The organism is Pokkaliibacter sp. CJK22405, assembly GCF_046614695.1.
In the GTDB taxonomy this organism is placed as follows: domain Bacteria; phylum Pseudomonadota; class Gammaproteobacteria; order Pseudomonadales; family Balneatricaceae; genus Pokkaliibacter.
Genome location: NZ_JBKKHQ010000032.1, coordinates 23,933 through 39,583, shown reverse-complemented (window position 1 = coordinate 39,583; position 15,651 = coordinate 23,933). Strand labels below are relative to the sequence as shown.

Below are 15,651 nucleotides of genomic sequence, written 5' to 3'. Positions count from 1 at the left end.
TGTTTGGTCGCACTCTCATTTTACTCACTTGGACTCAGGCTTTTTCATTGACTGCCATTTATGGGACAGCAGTGGCCTCAAAGGCACCTTTTTTCGTTAAAACCGTCGGGTGATGGCTGCTTATTTCTGTGGCATCGGCAGCTGTGGCAAGTCCTGATTCAACAGATCGGCATGACGCAGCAGCAGATTGGTGCTGCTGACCTGCTCGCCGAGGTGCAGCAGTAGACGCGCCAGTTCCTGCAGTGTCTCGTAGCGAGGCTGTTTGGTCAGGCTGCTTTCCAGATACTGACGGGCTTTTTGCCACTGGCCACACTGAATGCTCAGACGGCCCAGTGTCAGTAGCAGAACTGCATTATCCGGATGTTGTTTCAACCACTTCTCAGCGGTGCTGAGCTGACGATCCAGCGCCGGGCTTTGAATCAGGCCGTATTGGTAGACCAGCTCATCATTCCACTGCTGGTTGACTGCATTTCGAATGACAATCTCGGCACGCTCAATCGCTGAGAGATCCATCAGGCGCTCAACATAAAGCTGTAGCGTCAGGGTCTGCTCTTGCAGATTAATGGGCATCGCCTGCCAGGTATCCAGAATTTCCTGAATCCGGGCCTCATCAGTGGCTTCCTTGTTGCGACCCGCTTCTTTGAGGCGGGCACGCCAGGCATCCGCTTCCAGCAGCTTCAGGCTGGAGAGATCCATCGCTTCATTGCGCTTGAGATCAATAATCAGGTCGCACAGACCTTTCCAGTCCTTAAGCTCCACACAGCAGGTTTTTAGCATGCGCAGCACCTGAGTATGGCGAGGCGACTGCTTGCGTAGCGTCAGAAGTAGCGCGCGGGCTTTAACGTATTCGCCTCGCTGCAGCATTAATTCGGCTTGGGTCAGGCCAACGGCAATATCAGCGCCTTTAGTGGTTTCCTGCGCTTTTTGCAGCCACTTATCCGCTTTGTCGTCATGACCCTGCTCCTGCGCTGCACGAGCTGCGGCAAGGTAGTTGATCATCGGCATATCGCTTGCGGTTGCCGACTGGGTCAGCCAGCGTTCGGCCTGCTTCCAGCGACCATCGGCCAGTGCCAGTAAGCCGCGATGGGTTTTTACACTGGCATTGGCTTGCTGACGGCTGCTACGCCAGCGGCGAAGACGCTCACCTGGCAGGCGTACTTTATAAAACAGGCGGAGCAGGCCATGAGCGACCATAAAAATCAGCAGCATCAGTACCGCGGCCGTCCAGAGACTGGTCTCAACGGTCCAGCTCTTGAACGCAATCAGCACATAGCCGCTGTCTTGCGTCATTTCATAGCCAATCCAGGTGCCAAGCAGCAGGATGGCGATAATAAAGAGAAACGCCTTCTTCATTGATCACCTCCGGTGGCCGGGGTGGTTTCGCTCGTAGAGGCTTCCTTCATTTCTGACTGATCAGCAGGTGCATCCTCGGAGGGAGCCGCTTCAGGTGCGCTTTCTTCAGGCACTGCTTGCTGGCTGTCCGGGGTTTCTTCGGGCTGTGCTGGCGTTGCAGGCTTCATAGGCTGGCTCTGGCGTTTCGCCGGAGCGGCGCCATCCGAGTGAACCGCTTTGAGGTAGCTCTTCAGTACCGCCAGAGACTGGCTGATATCCGGTAGCGTTGGCGCTACCTTGACGGACTGCATTTCTTTGATGCCTTTCATCAGTGCACTGGCGGCACTCTGGCGTGTATCAAAGTACTGTGGAATCCAGCGGGTCGCTTTATCCAGCGCCGCATCATAGGCCTGCTGTTTCCCTTCCAGCAGAGCCAGTTGAGCCTGCTCAAGCATCAAGTGCAGGTTTTGCTGCAGATAGAAATGCTCCTGCGGGCTCAGCAGAGGCTGCACTTTGCCATCACGCTTGTGCACAACCACCAGTTGGTTCAGCTCACTCCAGGCATTGTCCCAGGCAGAACTCAGGCGTTCATTCCAGGTCTTGGCGGTTTCTTCATCAGTCACTTCCTTGATGACATCAGGAAGCACTTTTTCGTTGTGAACCGGCAGAAGCTCAAGCTGATCGACCTGGTCGTTCAGCGCATTCAGGCGCAGGTACATGCCTTCAGTATCCAGACTGGGGACGGCTTCCAGTTTGGCGAGATCCTCTGCGACAGCTTTGCGAACGGGGTAGAGGGAGACATCATCAAGGTCATGCAGAATGGCATCTGCGGATTTGAGCATTGCCTCGGCGCCAGCTACGCTGCCTTCGGTAAGAATGCGCTGGTTCGCCAAACGCAGCAGATACTCCACCTCTGCCAGTTGCCAGTCTTCACGACTGGTGCTGGTCATGGCACGCATCTGTTGCAGGCCTTCGTTCAGACGCTGCTCGATTTTCTGGGCTTGTTGCTGGCTGGACTTGGCCAGTTCCTGATTCTGCTTCAGCTGCTCGGACAGTTTCTGGCGAAAATCATTGGCAGACTGGGAGCCTTCATTTTTCAGAGAAGCCAGAGTGGCATCAACCTGGCTGCTGTGTGACTGGCTCATCTTCTTGAGCTGTTCGACCTGCCACAGACTGTAGCCAGCTACCCCAAGGCCACCGAGCGCGATGACAATCGCGACCACCAGCGGAGTCCGCCGAGTCGGTGCTGCCTTCTTTTTGGGAGCAGCCTTGGGCACTTCCTTGCTCTTGTCCTTCTCGGGCTGTGAAGGGGTTTGCTGATCTGTCATGCGAACATCCGTCCTGTTAGCAGCTGGCGTCTGCGCGCCATTGAATTAAACACGCCAGCATGGCGCCGTCACTGGCACTATTACTGGTAACAACCTGCGGCCAATGCAAATCTCTGGCCATTCGTGCCACTCGTTCGCCGGGCACGATAATCGGCATGGTAAGTGGGCCACCAAGCTGAGCGGTGAGGTGCAGAAGCGCCTCGCCACTGGTTATCATGATGACATTCTGCTCACGCACAAGGCGCAGCTGATCAGGAGTCCAGTCGATATTGGTGCGTTGATACAGGTCTGCGCAGTCGACTCGGGCTCCCCGGCTTTTCAATGTGTCTGCCAGCGTCGTTCGGCCACCCACACCACCGACCCGAAGAATGCGCTCATGAGTGACATCTTCAAGTGCAGGCAGGCTAAGCAGTGCTTCGCTGTTCTCACCGTCGGCACTAATGGCATCAATCCCGGCACTGGCAAGTACCTCGGCAGTGCCCTTGCCAATACTAATCCAGCATATGCCCAGTGGCAGTTGCGGCCAGTAGTAGTCAATCCACTCAATAAGAGCGCTGGCCGCAGAGCGACTAACGACAATGACCTTAGCATAGAGGTCAAGGTCGAGAATATAGGACTTTGCGAGAGGATATTGGTCATCGCCGGGTTCAAAGCTTTGGATTTCCTGCAGCGGTTGCCAGTGACATTCGGCACCGGCATCGCGCAGCAATGACTGGAGTCCTGCGCCGTACGGAGCGGGTCTGGTTACCATGACCCGCACACCCGCTAAAGCCTTCGGGTTATTGGCCTCGTTAATGAGGGTCATGACCCTTGCAGACCTTCTCCGTAAACGGCTTCAAGAATACTGCCAGCGCCCTGTGACAAAAGAGCTTCAGCGACTGCTACGCCAAGCTGTTCAGCTTGTTGGCGTGGTCCGCGGATCTCGGCACGCAGAACCTGAGTTCCATCGGGGGAGCCGACCAGGCCGCGCAGCCATAGCTGATCATTCTCAAGCTCGGCGAAACAGCCGATGGGCACCTGACAGCCTCCTTCGAGACGACGGTTTAGTGCTCGCTCTGCCAGTACGCGGTCGGCGGTATCCTTGTGATGCAAGGGGGTGAGTAATTGCAGAATACGTTCATCGTTGGTGCGACACTCAATGCCCACTGCTCCCTGACCACCGGCGGGCAGACTGGTCACCGCAGGCAGTACCTGACGGATACGCTCGTCCATTTCCAGGCGAATGAGCCCGGCGCTGGCAAGAATGATGGCGTCGTACTCGCCCGCATCCAGCTTCGCCAGACGGGTGTTGACGTTGCCACGCAGGTTTTCCAGTTTGAGATCCGGGCGCAATGCCCTGATTTGCACCTGACGGCGCAGGCTGGAGGTGCCGACAATAGCGCCTTCCGGCAATGCTTCCAGACTCTCGAACTGATTGCTGACGAAGGCATCAAAAGGGTTTTCTCGTTCGCAGATTACCGCCAGACCCAAACCTTGCGGAAACTCCATGGGGACATCCTTCATGGAATGCACGGCGATGTCGGCGCGACCCTCCAGCATGGCATTTTCCAGCTCCTTGACGAACAGCCCCTTGCCGCCAATTTTGGCCAGCGGTGTATCCAGCAACTTGTCGCCCTTGGTGGTCATGGTGACCAGCTCCACTTCCAGACCCGGGTGAATTGCCTGCAACCTGTCCCGCACGTAATAGGCCTGCCAGAGGGCTAACGGGCTTTGACGGGTAGCGATGCGAAGCGGTGTCTGGTTCATGTCGGGTCAGGATTCCTGCGGGAAAGTGAATGGGCGCATTTTAGCAAATGCCAGCACTCAAACCATGCTCTGGATGGGTAAAAAGGTTTCAAATAGCTAGTCCCGGGAAGAGAGCGGTTTGATGCACCGTCAGATTTTTTACCTGCCGTGCCGGAGGGAGTATGATGCTTCGGCCTTTTACCGCTGTGGAGAATGACATGGTTCCTGCAATGGCCATTTGTCTGGCTGCTCTCAATGGATTTTGTGCTGTAGCGATGGGTGCCTTCGCCGCTCATGGTCTTAAACAGCGTCTCGATGAGTACTCGCTGGGCATTATTAATACCGCTGCACACTATCAGCTGGTTCATGCTGTCGCTCTGGTGCTGGCCGGTGTGCTTATGCTGCACTGGCAGGGGAACTTAATGAAGGTTGTCGCCTGGAGCTGGTTTGTCGGTATCCTGCTGTTCTCCGGAAGCCTCTATATTCTTGCCCTGACCGGCATTCGCTGGCTGGGCGCGATCACTCCCATCGGCGGTGCAGCGCTGCTGCTCGGCTGGGGAATGCTGGCCTATCTGGCCTGGCGACAGCTGAGCCTCGCGCCCTGATCGCCCACCTCTGTCTTAAAAAACTTCAGCAGTAGTCAGGATGACTGACTGCTGCCCATCACTCTGGGAATGTCATGTCGATGATTGAAGTTGAGGTCAATGGTGAGCAGCATCGTCTGCCGCCTGAGTCCACCATCTCCGTTCTGCTTGAGTCCATGGGGCTACAAGACAAGCGTGTTGCTGTGGAGCTGAATCTGGAAATTGTTCCACGCAGCCAGCATAGCGAGCGCATCCTGGCGAGCGGAGATCGTCTGGAAGTGGTACATGCCATCGGTGGTGGTTGAGTGACGGCTCAGCCATGATCCGATTCGCACAGGCCGTAACGGCCAAACAAGGAGAATAAAAGTGCACGATAATGCTCTGCAGATTGCCGGAAAAACCTACAACTCCCGCCTGTTGGTCGGTACTGGCAAATACAAAGACCTGGAAGAAACTCGCGTGGCCATTGAAGCCAGTGGCGCGGAAATCGTCACCGTCGCGGTGCGCCGAACCAACATCGGCCAAAACCCGGGTGAACCTAATCTGCTGGATGTTATCCCGCCTGACCGCTACACCATCCTGCCTAATACTGCGGGCTGCTTTACTGCCGATGATGCCGTGCGTACCTGCCGTCTGGCCCGTGAACTGCTGGACGGACATGATCTCGTCAAACTGGAAGTGCTGGCGGATCAGGAAACCCTGTATCCGAACATCGTCGATACCCTGAAAGCGGCAGAAACGCTGGTGAAAGATGGCTTTAAAGTCATGGTTTACACCAGTGATGATCCCATCGTCGCCCGTCAGCTGGAGGAAATCGGCTGTGTGGCAGTCATGCCGCTGGGCAGCCTGATTGGCTCAGGCCTTGGTATCGTGAATCCTTATAACCTGCAGATCATTCTTGATCGTGCCAAGGTGCCGGTACTGGTGGATGCGGGTGTGGGCACGGCTTCGGATGCAGCGATTGCCATGGAGCTGGGTTGCGAGGGGGTACTGATGAACACCGCTATCGCCGCTGCCAGGAACCCGGTGCTGATGGCTTCTGCCATGAGGAAAGCCGTTGAAGCCGGTCGTGAAGCTTATCTTGCAGGCCGAATGCCCAAGCGTGTTCTGGGTTCCGCTTCCTCCCCGGTGGAAGGCAAAATTCGCGCGGCAGGCTAAGCTGTCGCCCGATGAAAAAGCCATCTCAGGATGGCTTTTTTTGTTTCTGGGATTGCGTATTAAAGCGCGGGTTACAACTGTTGGTTGACCCTTGATACCGGCGCGATAGAATACCTGCCTATTTTTTCACCGCTGCCCATGCAGTTCGGTGGCTAACGGCACTGCGATGACCGTTTCCGCAGTGTTTGGCATTCACTTTCCCAGGCAGGACCATGACCGACGATCTTCACACCGATTCCCCTCAACCGGAGCGCCACATGCGCGAGGTACGCTCCTTTGTTAAGCGAGTCGGACGCATGACACCCGGTCAGGAACGAGCGCTGGAGCAACACTTTGCAGTGTATGGTCTGCGTCGTGAAGATGGCCCGCTAAACAGCGCCGCAGTCTTTGGCCGTGAAGCGCCTCTGGTCGTCGAAATCGGTTTTGGGATGGGTGATTCGCTGGTAGCGATGGCGAAAGCCATGCCTGAGAAAAACTTTATCGGTATTGAAGTGCACGAACCCGGTGTCGGTCGTCTGCTCAATAATGTGGCTCTCGAAGGTCTGACTAACGTGCGTGTCTACTGTGATGACGCCGTCAAGGTACTGGAAGAGTGCATTGCTGATGGCAGCCTCGATACCCTGCAGCTTTTCTTCCCTGATCCCTGGCCGAAGAAGAAACACCACAAGCGCCGCATCGTACAGACCGAGTTTGCTGAAAAACTGCGCTCGAAACTGAGCATCGGTGGTTGTTTCCATATGGCGACCGACTGGGAACCCTATGCCGAGCACATGATGGAAGTCATGAGCATGGCGGAAGGCTATGAAAACACTGAAGGCATGGGCAACTTTGCCCCTCAGCCGGATTTTCGTCCGGTGACCAAGTTCCAGAAGCGTGGCGAGAACCTGGGTCACGGTGTCTGGGATCTGATGTTTAAGCGCGTTAGCTAAGCTTCACGGTCATTCTGCTGAGAATAAAAAAGGCACCCTTGGGTGCCTTTTTTGCTTTTCTGTATAAACCGCTGCGGTGTCAGAGGGTTTTGAAAAACACCTTGGAGTTGCGTTGGAAGTTGTAAAGCGCCTGCTTCTTCGCAGGCAGCTTGGTCAGCGGCGCCGGGGTAAAGCCATTCTCCAGGAACCAGTGGGCCGTGCGGGTGGTCAGCACAAACAGCTCTTTGAGTTTCATGGCGCGGGCACGTTTCTCAATGTGATTGAGCATCTGCAGGCCACGATCATCGCCGCGATACGCCGGATTGACTGCCACGCAGGCAAGCTCGGCACAGCCTTCTTCCTCAAAAGGATAGAGCGCCGCGCAGGCAATCATGGCGCCATCGCGCTCGATCACGGTGAACTGTTCGATCTCGGCTTCCAGCAGCTCGCGTGAGCGACGGACCAGAATGCCGGCATCTTCCATTGGCCGCAGCAGCTCCAGCAGGCCGCCCACATCATCAATGGTTGCCTGACGTAACTGCTCGTAGGATTCATTGATCACCATGGTGCCGATACCTTCACGACTGAAGAGCTCGTTCAGCAGGGCGCCATCAATTTCATAGGACAGCAAATGGGTTCGCTTCACGCCGCCACGGCAGGCGTCGACCATGGCTTTAAGCTGGCGGGCCAGCTCGGAAATGGGTTCATCATCACCCAGGGCCGCAATGTGCTGGTTTACCAGACGCTCAGCTTTGGCGGCCAGCAGCTCGTTGATGACTTCACCCTCTTTGTTGATCACCCCAAGCTCGGTGCCGAAGGTGATCAGCTTGTCGGCTTTAAGCGCGATAGCCGTGCGGGTTGCGACATCTTCCACGGAAAGGTTAAAGACCTCGCCGGTGGGGGAATAGCCCAGATTGGAGAGCAGTACGATACTGCCATCGGCCAATAGCTTGGTAATGGGGGCTGAGTCGATACGGCGCACTTCGCCGGTGTAGATCATGTCCTGACCGTCACGAACACCGAGCGGGCGAGCGAAGACGAAGTTGCCACTGGCGACGCGGATCTGTGCATTGAACATGGGCGAGTTCGCCAGACCCAGCGACAGGCGTGCTTCAATATCAAGACGCGCCATGGAGGCGGCTTCTTTCACGCACACTAGCGTCGCTTCATCAGTAATGCGCTGATGTTGATGCATACGGCTGGGCAGACCTTTTTCCTTGAGGCGTGCCTCGATCTGTGGTCGGGCACCGTGCACCAGTACCAGTCGCACGCCCAGACTGGTCAGCAGGGCGATGTCATGGATGATGTTGTTAAAGTTGGGGTGTTCCAGCGCCTCCCCGCCCAGCATCAGCACAAAGGTCTTGCCGCGATGGGCATTAATATAGGGCGAGCTGTGGCGGAACCACTGAACTGTGTCCTGAGCCTGATTTTTCACGTTGGCGATATCGTTTCGTGGTGTTTGGTTTTCGTCAGTCATTGAGCGTTCAGGTGTCCTGTTTGAGGCAGTAATGGCGAATCAGCGACTGCAGCAGGTTAACGGCGGGCCTGATCTGATCCAGCGCCAGAAACTCATCGGGTTGATGGGCCTGGTCAATGGAACCCGGGCCAAGAATGATGGTTTCCATTCCCATACGTTGCAGGAAGGGGCCTTCGGTGGCAAAGGCCACGCTTTCTGCGGCACTGCCGGTTAGCTGTTCACATCGCTGTACCAGCTCCATTTCACGCTGGTTGGCAAAGGCAGGAATGTGCGGAAACAGCGGGAAGAATTCAAGTTTGACCTGATGGCGCTCAGCAACCGGCGCCAGGCGTTGTTCCATCTGGGCGAAGAGCTCATCGTTATCCATGCCGGGCAGGGCACGGAGGTCGAATTCCAGCTCACATTCACCGCAGATGCGATTGGGGTTATCTCCGCCGTGAATACAGCCGAAGTTCAGCGTCGGTACCTGCACCTGGAAGTCGGCATTTTTATAGCGTGCCTGCAGATCCTGGCGATAGCCCAGTAGCTCACTCATCACACTGTGCATGGCTTCCATCGCATTATTACCCAGTGCAGGGTTCGATGAGTGCCCGGCCTGACCGATAATTCGCAGGCCATTCATCATGATGCCTTTATGCTGATAGATGGGGCGAAGATTGGTCGGCTCGCCGATGATGGCCTTGCGAGCTTTCAGGCGACCGGATTCCGCCAGAGCGCGGGCACCAATCATGGAGCATTCCTCATCCGCCGTGGCGAGAATGATCAGAGGCTCCTTGAGCTTTTCCGGATGCTCGGCAAAGGGCAGAACGGCCTCCAGCACGACAGAAAAGAAGCCTTTCATATCGCAGCTGCCCAACCCATAAAGCTTGTTGTCGCGCTCTTCAATGGCGAAGGGATTGCTCTGCCACTTTTCCTCGTTGCAGGGCACGGTATCGGTGTGGCCTGAGAACACCAGTCCGCCTTCCCCCTGACCCAATGTGGCAATCAGGTTGTACTTGGCTGGTGCGACTTCGACGACCTCAGTACGAAAACCAAGGTGAGAAAACCAGCCTTCCAGCAGATCAATCACGCCACGGTTACTCATGTCCAGATCCGGGCGTGTGCAGCTGACCGATGGGCTGGCAATCAGTTGATCAATGCGCTGGCGCAGACTGGGTAAAACCATGGGTGGCTCCTGAGCGTAGCAAGCCGTGCTTGCTGGAAGTGGGGGCTGTTCTTTAGGCTAAAGCCATTCACTGTCTATGTATAGCGGCGGTACACTGAGATTTCATTCCTTGAGGGAGCATTCATCCATGGCAAAGATGCACTGGGAACAGCTGCTGCGAAGCGATCGCCTGGGCAAGCTGGAGCAGGAAAGTCAGGAGCCAGGGCGTACTCCCTTTCACAAAGATCACGACCGTATCGTCTTCTCTAATGCCTTTCGTCGGCTGACCAAAAAGACACAGGTTCACTCTTTATCCCACAACGATAACGTCCATAACCGCTTGACCCACAGTCTCGAGGTCAGCTGTGTGGGCCGCAGTTTAGGCATCAAGGTCGGGCAGGCGATCAGCGATCAGCTGCCCCGGGATTTTGGCCCCTATGATCTCGGCGCCATCGTGCAATCTGCCTGTCTTGCCCACGATATTGGTAACCCGCCCTTTGGTCACTTTGGCGAGGCTTCGATTCGGCATTGGTTCAGCGAAGCGCGCACGCGAGGGCTGCTGGATGGGCTGAGTGAGGCTGAACAGCACGACTTTCTGGTGTTCGAAGGTAATGCGCAGGGCTTTCGAATCCTGACTCAGCTGGAGTATCACTACCAGCAGGGCGGTATGCGTCTGACTTATGCGGTACTCGGCGCCTTCCTGAAATACCCCTGGACATCCTGCCATCCGGTGGTGGCGAGCAAGGGCAAATACGGCTGTAACCAGTCCGAACGTGCCTGTCTGGATGCAATTGCCACCAAACTTGGACTATTGCCACGAGCCGATGGTGGTTATCAGCGTCATCCGTTGGTGTACCTGATGGAGGCGGCCGATGACATCTGTTACGCGATTCTGGATCTTGAAGACGGCGTTGAGCTGGGTCTGCTGCGTGAGGAAGAAGTGGTCGGGATTCTGCTGCCTCTCGTCGGTCAGGCCAAGCTTGATACCCTCCAGGAAGGTACCGGGCAGCTGGCCTATTCGCCCAACTCCACCAAAAAGCTCTCATTGCTGCGTGGCAAGGCCATCGAACATCTGGTGAATGCCGTGACGGAGGCGTTTGTTCGCCATCAGGAGGATTTGTTGAACGGTGTGCTGGAAGGGGATCTGATTGCCCATTGCGATGAGGCCACGCGCGATAGTATCCGCCGGGCCAAAGAGGTCGCTCGCCAACGCATTTTCCGCCATACCACGCGTACCCGCTCGGAGCTGGGCGCTTATGCAACCCTCGACAAACTCCTCAGCCATTTTATTCAGGCCGCTCATGAGCAGGCGCATCAGGACAAGATCAGTTTTAAATCCGAACGTTTATTGATGCTGATGGGGTCAACGCGACCCGTGGCCGGTGATAGTCTCTACACCTGCTATCTTAAAGTGCTCGATTTTATCAGTGGCATGACAGACAACTATGCCGTGGCGACGGCACGTGAAATTACCGGGCATTTTGCTGACAGCTGAGGATGGCCTTCATCCTTCAGACTGGCCCGGCACATGAGTCTCATCGGGAAACAGGCGGTAGCCGATGACTAAACAGAGAATAAAGACAAATGACTAAAGAAACCGAGCTGAAGCTCAGTATCGCCCCTGAATTTGCTGACCAGCTGGCGGCGCTGCCGCTATTGCAGGGCGCGCGTTATCAGGGCAAACGTGTGCTGTTTAACCGCTATTTTGATACCCCGGATCTGGCGTTGCAGCGTAACAAGGTGGCCCTGCGTATCCGTCGTGATGGTGATACCTATCTGCAAACGCTGAAAACCCAGGGCACGAGTCAGGGCGGCGTGCATCAACGTGGCGAGTGGGAAATGCCCATTCCTGAGGCCAGGCTGGATCTGTCCCTGTTTCCGCAAGAGGAGCTGCCCGGCTGCATTGCTCAGGATGGTCGCCTCGAAGCGGCCTTTACCACGGACTTTGAGCGGCATCAGTGGCTGATTCAGGTCGAGGGTGCTGAAGTGGAAATGGTGCTCGATCGCGGCGAAATTCACGCCCTTGACCGTACCGCGCCGCTGTGTGAAGTCGAGCTGGAGCTGAAAAAGGGCGATGTGGCTGCGCTCTTTGATGTGGCTTATGCCCTGAGCGCCGAGATTCCCTTATTCCTCTGTGATATCAGCAAGGCCGAGCGTGGCTACGGTCTTTATACCGGTCACTGTCTGCGTGACCCTTCGCTGCCTCAGGTGGAGTCGGGAATGACTCAGGAGCAGGTGTATCGCACCCTGTTTGCGTACTACCTCACCTGCTGGCAGCGTCACTGGGAAATTTATAATGACAAGGGGCTAATGAAGGATCTGGAAGCGATCCGTCATAACCTGCGTGCCCTGACCGATGTCATGCTGACTTTTGCCGATGTCATCCCCATGCCGGATGTCGCCCTTTCCCGGGAACTGGCGCATCTGGAGGCACGCATCACCGATATGTTGGCGTTTAAAACCGTGCAGGAGCTGACGGGTCTTGAGCATTCAGCGCTGATCAAGCAGCAGCGCCAACGTCTGCGTGAGCGCTGGCTTGAACTGGCGGCAGACCCGATGGCCGGTCAGCTGCAATTGATGCTGGGACAGTGGCTGGTGCTGTCGATCTGGCAGGCGGAAAGCACGCCTGAGCAGCATGCTCTGGCACAAAACGCATTTATCGGTTGAGGAGGCAGGTGATGTCCAGCAAGCAGCAACTCGCCTTTTATCGCCGGTTGTATCTGGCGCTTTGTATCAGTCAGCAGCAACACAATCTGGGAAGTCTGATGGCATTAACGAATATGCCACGGCGAACCCTGCAGGATTCCATCAAGGCGATGGCCGATATCGGCATCGTCTGTCACTTTGTGCAGCGCAATGGCACGCGCAATAACGATGGCTATTTTGAAATCACCGACTGGGGTCCGATTCGACAGGACTGGGTGGTTGCCAATCGTGGGCATCTGATCGAGCAGCTGGAGCTGCCGGACTATGACTGAGGCTGTGCAATCCCATCCGCTTAGCGATATTCGACCGGCGCTGAACCTGGCTCAGGTGAAGACCAATTCCGACAAAGCCACCGTGCTTGCTGCGCTGCTGGCCGATCAGCAACGGCGCATGCTGGAAAGTCCTTTCTGGCAGGCTGAAGACCGGGAGCGTTTTGCCAGCCAAAACATGGCCGCTGACCCACGCTGGCAGCGGCTGGCTGTGGCCTCAGACTATGCCATCGAACAGTTGGGCAAGCATCCGGACTGGCTGGTGCAGTTGCTGGCAGAGGATCACTGTCTGCCTGTGGCTGATGCGGAGGACACTATTCGTCAGTGCGCTGACGAAAATGCCCTGAAAAAGCTGCTCCGCCTTCGTCGGCACCGGCATATGGTCAGTATCATCTGGCGCGATGCCAATCGCCTGGTCCCCACCCTTGAAACCACGGCGGCTCTGAGTGATCTGGCCGACTCTTCACTGGAGCTGGCGCTGCAGTGGCATACTCGGGAGCTGCAAAAGCGTTATGGCCAGCCCATGGGTCAGGACAGTGATGAGGTTCAGCAGCTGGTCGTGCTCGGCATGGGCAAACTCGGCGCGGGTGAACTTAACCTTTCCTCTGATATCGATCTGATTTTCTGCTTTGAAGAGAAGGGCGAAACCCGTGGTGGACGCAGTGTTATCAGCAATGAAGAGTATTTTGCCAAGCTTGGACAGAAGCTGATTCAGGCGCTGGATCAGATGACGGCCGATGGCTTTGTCTTTCGTGTCGACATGCGCCTGCGTCCCTACGGTACGGCCGGTGCCCTGGCGCCAAGCTTCCCGGCGATGGAGTCTTACTATCAGGAGCAGGGCCGCGACTGGGAACGCTATGCCATGATCAAGGCGCGCGTCGTCGCGGGTGATCAGGCCGCCGGTGAGCGGCTGATGGCCATGCTGCGGCCTTTTGTGTATCGGCGTTATCTGGATTACAGCGCTTTTGAATCCCTGCGAAGCATGAAGCTGATGATCAACCGCGAGGTGCGACGCAAGGGGCTTGAGTCCAACGTCAAACTGGGGCGTGGTGGCATTCGTGAGGTCGAGTTTATTGCCCAGGCCTTCCAGCTGATTCGGGGTGGCCGTGACCGCCGCCTGCAGCAACGCGGTGCCATGCAGATACTGCCGCTGCTGGTGGATGTCGCAGAAATGCCCGTTGAGGTCATCACGGCGCTGCAAACCGCTTACTGCTACCTGCGCGATGTCGAGCATGGCATTCAGATGCTGGCAGATCAGCAAACCCAGAATCTGCCGGAACAGGAACTGGCGTGTCAGCGCCTTGCCTGGACATTGGGTGAGCAGGATTGGACACAGTTTCTGGCGGTGCTGGAAGCGCATCGCTCCCAGGTGCGTGAGCACTTTGATGCGGTTATCACCCTCGGCGAGGAAGAAGAGGCCGAGGACTCTGATGAGGAAATGTGGGCGACCTGCTGGATCAGTGACCAGCTGGATGACAGCGTGGTCGAATGGCTGGCCGGACAAGGCTTTGCCGAACCCGCGGCGGCCAGTCAGGCATTGATTGATCTTCGCGAGAGTAAGGCCTGGCTTGCCATGCAGGCCGTCGGACGGACTCGTCTGGATGCGGTGATGCCTGTTCTGCTGGCGGCGGTGGTGCGTTATCCACAACCGGATATCACCCTGAAGCGGGTGTTGGGTCTGGTGGAAGCGGTGCTGCGGCGTACGGCCTATCTGGTACTGCTGCAGGAAAATCCACTGGCCGTTGAGCAGTTGGTGCGGCTGTCACATGCCAGTCCCTGGTTTAGCGATCAGCTGAGCCGCTACCCGGTATTGCTGGATGAGTTGATCGAGCCTGCAGTCTTGTATCGTCCGCTGGATAAAGCCGGGCTGCGGGCCGAACTGCAGCAGTTGCTGTTACGCGTTCCCGAGCAGGATACCGAGCAGATTCTGGAAACCCTGCGCTATTTCCGCCGGGCGCAGGCCCTGCGTATTGCCGCGGCAGATGTCACTGGTGTACTGCCGCTGATGAAGGTGTCGGATAACCTCACCTGGGTGGCCGAGGTGATTGTCGAGCAGATTCTCGATCATTGCTGGCAGCAGCTGATCAGTAAACATGGTCGACCCTTGCGAGAAGACGGCGAGCCCTGTAACCCGGACTTTATTGTGGTGGGTTACGGCAAGATGGGCGGCATTGAGTTGTCCTATGGCTCTGATCTGGATCTGGTGTTTATCCACAACGCCGATAGTCAGGGGGAAACCGAAGGGCCTGAGCGTCGCATTGCCAATCAGGTTTTCTTTACCCGACTGGGGCAAAAAATCATCCACAGCCTGACGGCGCTGACCTCCTCAGGCTTGCTCTATAAAGTCGATATGCGCTTGCGACCTTCTGGCGGTGCGGGGTTGCTGGTCAGCTCCCTGAAAGCCTTTGAGCAATATCAGCTGAACGATGCCTGGCACTGGGAACATCAGGCGCTGGTGCGTGCGCGGCCTGTCGCCGGTGATCCCGCCTTAATGACGGCGTTTGATAAAGTACGACAGCAGATATTGGCGCGTACACGTGAGAACGACACGATTAAAGCCGCTGTGGTGGAAATGCGCAGCAAGATGCGGGATGTGCTGGCTTCCCCGGCCACACTGCCGGCCTTTAACCTCAAGCAGGATGCCGGTGGCATCGTTGATATCGAGTTTCTGGTGCAGTATCTGGTGCTGGCTAACGGGGCAAAGCATCCCTCGCTGCTGGTCTGGAGTGACAATGTGCGTATTCTGGAAGCGGCGGTCGCTGCTGATCTGCTGACGCCAGAGCAGGCTGATACTCTGCGCGAGGCTTATCTGTTCTATCGCGGGCTCGCGAACCGCTTAACGCTGGTGGATGATGAATCCGGCATGATTGCCCGTGAGCAGGTCTCCGCCTATCAGCAAAAGGTTGAGGCAATCTGGCAGACGCAGCTTGGGTAGTGCTCCCGTAACAGGGCTACTGCGCATAAGGGTGAAATGAAAAAAGGCTGCCGGAGTGAAGGGCAGCCTTTTTTATTGGCTGAAT

Annotated in this window: 14 protein-coding genes; 8 read left to right on the top strand and 6 right to left on the bottom strand. The window is 56.4% G+C overall.

Annotation, left to right across the window (positions count from 1 at the left end):
* Positions 1 to 120: 120 nt before the first annotated feature.
* Genes ACKC9G_RS18765 through hemC form a run of 4 tightly spaced genes read right to left on the bottom strand, consistent with a single transcriptional unit; the run spans position 121 to position 4,406 of the window.
* Positions 121 to 1,353, bottom strand: coding sequence for a heme biosynthesis HemY N-terminal domain-containing protein (locus ACKC9G_RS18765; RefSeq protein ID WP_411408301.1), 1,233 nt, complete (start codon positions 1,351 to 1,353; stop codon positions 121 to 123).
* Complete coding sequence (locus tag ACKC9G_RS18760; RefSeq protein WP_411408299.1) at positions 1,350 to 2,660, bottom strand: uroporphyrinogen-III C-methyltransferase; 1,311 nt, start codon at positions 2,658 to 2,660, stop codon at positions 1,350 to 1,352. The genes ACKC9G_RS18765 and ACKC9G_RS18760 overlap by 4 nt, the downstream gene beginning before the upstream one ends.
* A 16-nt stretch (positions 2,661 to 2,676) precedes the next feature.
* Positions 2,677 to 3,465 (bottom strand): uroporphyrinogen-III synthase, encoded by a 789-nt coding sequence (locus tag ACKC9G_RS18755; protein WP_411408297.1) that lies wholly within the window; start codon positions 3,463 to 3,465, stop codon positions 2,677 to 2,679.
* Complete coding sequence (gene hemC, locus ACKC9G_RS18750; RefSeq protein ID WP_411408295.1) at positions 3,462 to 4,406, bottom strand: hydroxymethylbilane synthase; 945 nt, start codon at positions 4,404 to 4,406, stop codon at positions 3,462 to 3,464. The genes ACKC9G_RS18755 and hemC overlap by 4 nt, the downstream gene beginning before the upstream one ends.
* Before the next feature lie 161 nt (positions 4,407 to 4,567).
* On the opposite strand from hemC, the gene ACKC9G_RS18745 reads away from it, so the two are divergent.
* The 4 genes from ACKC9G_RS18745 (at position 4,568) to trmB (ending at position 7,056) form a co-directional block, all read left to right on the top strand.
* On the top strand, positions 4,568 to 4,990 hold the full coding sequence (locus tag ACKC9G_RS18745) for a DUF423 domain-containing protein (protein ID WP_411408293.1): 423 nt from the start codon (positions 4,568 to 4,570) through the stop codon (positions 4,988 to 4,990).
* A 74-nt stretch (positions 4,991 to 5,064) separates the two neighbouring features.
* Positions 5,065 to 5,274, top strand: coding sequence for a sulfur carrier protein ThiS (thiS, locus tag ACKC9G_RS18740; RefSeq protein ID WP_411408291.1), 210 nt, complete (start codon positions 5,065 to 5,067; stop codon positions 5,272 to 5,274).
* A gap of 61 nt (positions 5,275 to 5,335) precedes the next feature.
* Complete coding sequence (locus ACKC9G_RS18735; RefSeq protein WP_411408289.1) at positions 5,336 to 6,127, top strand: thiazole synthase; 792 nt, start codon at positions 5,336 to 5,338, stop codon at positions 6,125 to 6,127.
* A 212-nt stretch (positions 6,128 to 6,339) separates the two neighbouring features.
* Complete coding sequence (gene trmB, locus ACKC9G_RS18730) at positions 6,340 to 7,056, top strand: tRNA (guanosine(46)-N7)-methyltransferase TrmB (RefSeq protein WP_411408287.1); 717 nt, start codon at positions 6,340 to 6,342, stop codon at positions 7,054 to 7,056.
* 79 nt (positions 7,057 to 7,135) lie between these two features.
* Here trmB and argA read toward each other — a convergent pair whose 3' ends face one another.
* Positions 7,136 to 8,512, bottom strand: coding sequence for an amino-acid N-acetyltransferase (gene argA / locus ACKC9G_RS18725; RefSeq protein WP_411408285.1), 1,377 nt, complete (start codon positions 8,510 to 8,512; stop codon positions 7,136 to 7,138).
* Positions 8,513 to 8,519: 7 nt separating this feature from the next.
* Positions 8,520 to 9,677 carry an acetylornithine deacetylase gene (gene argE / locus ACKC9G_RS18720; RefSeq protein WP_411408283.1) on the bottom strand — a complete coding sequence of 386 codons (1,158 nt, stop codon included), beginning with the start codon at positions 9,675 to 9,677 and terminating at the stop codon, positions 8,520 to 8,522.
* Positions 9,678 to 9,804: 127 nt separating this feature from the next.
* On the opposite strand from argE, the gene ACKC9G_RS18715 reads away from it, so the two are divergent.
* The 4 genes from ACKC9G_RS18715 to glnE all read left to right on the top strand — a co-directional run bounded on the left by ACKC9G_RS18715 (position 9,805) and on the right by glnE (position 15,566).
* Positions 9,805 to 11,151 carry a deoxyguanosinetriphosphate triphosphohydrolase gene (locus ACKC9G_RS18715; protein WP_411408281.1) on the top strand — a complete coding sequence of 449 codons (1,347 nt, stop codon included), beginning with the start codon at positions 9,805 to 9,807 and terminating at the stop codon, positions 11,149 to 11,151.
* Positions 11,152 to 11,240: 89 nt separating this feature from the next.
* Entirely contained in the window at positions 11,241 to 12,323 is a 1,083-nt protein-coding gene (locus tag ACKC9G_RS18710; RefSeq protein ID WP_411408279.1) for an inorganic triphosphatase, read from the top strand.
* A gap of 11 nt (positions 12,324 to 12,334) precedes the next feature.
* On the top strand, positions 12,335 to 12,634 hold the full coding sequence (locus ACKC9G_RS18705) for a helix-turn-helix domain-containing protein (protein WP_411408277.1): 300 nt from the start codon (positions 12,335 to 12,337) through the stop codon (positions 12,632 to 12,634).
* Complete coding sequence (glnE, locus tag ACKC9G_RS18700) at positions 12,627 to 15,566, top strand: bifunctional [glutamate--ammonia ligase]-adenylyl-L-tyrosine phosphorylase/[glutamate--ammonia-ligase] adenylyltransferase (protein WP_411408275.1); 2,940 nt, start codon at positions 12,627 to 12,629, stop codon at positions 15,564 to 15,566. Before ACKC9G_RS18705 ends, glnE begins: the two co-directional genes overlap by 8 nt.
* The last annotated feature ends 85 nt before the right edge of the window (positions 15,567 to 15,651 follow it).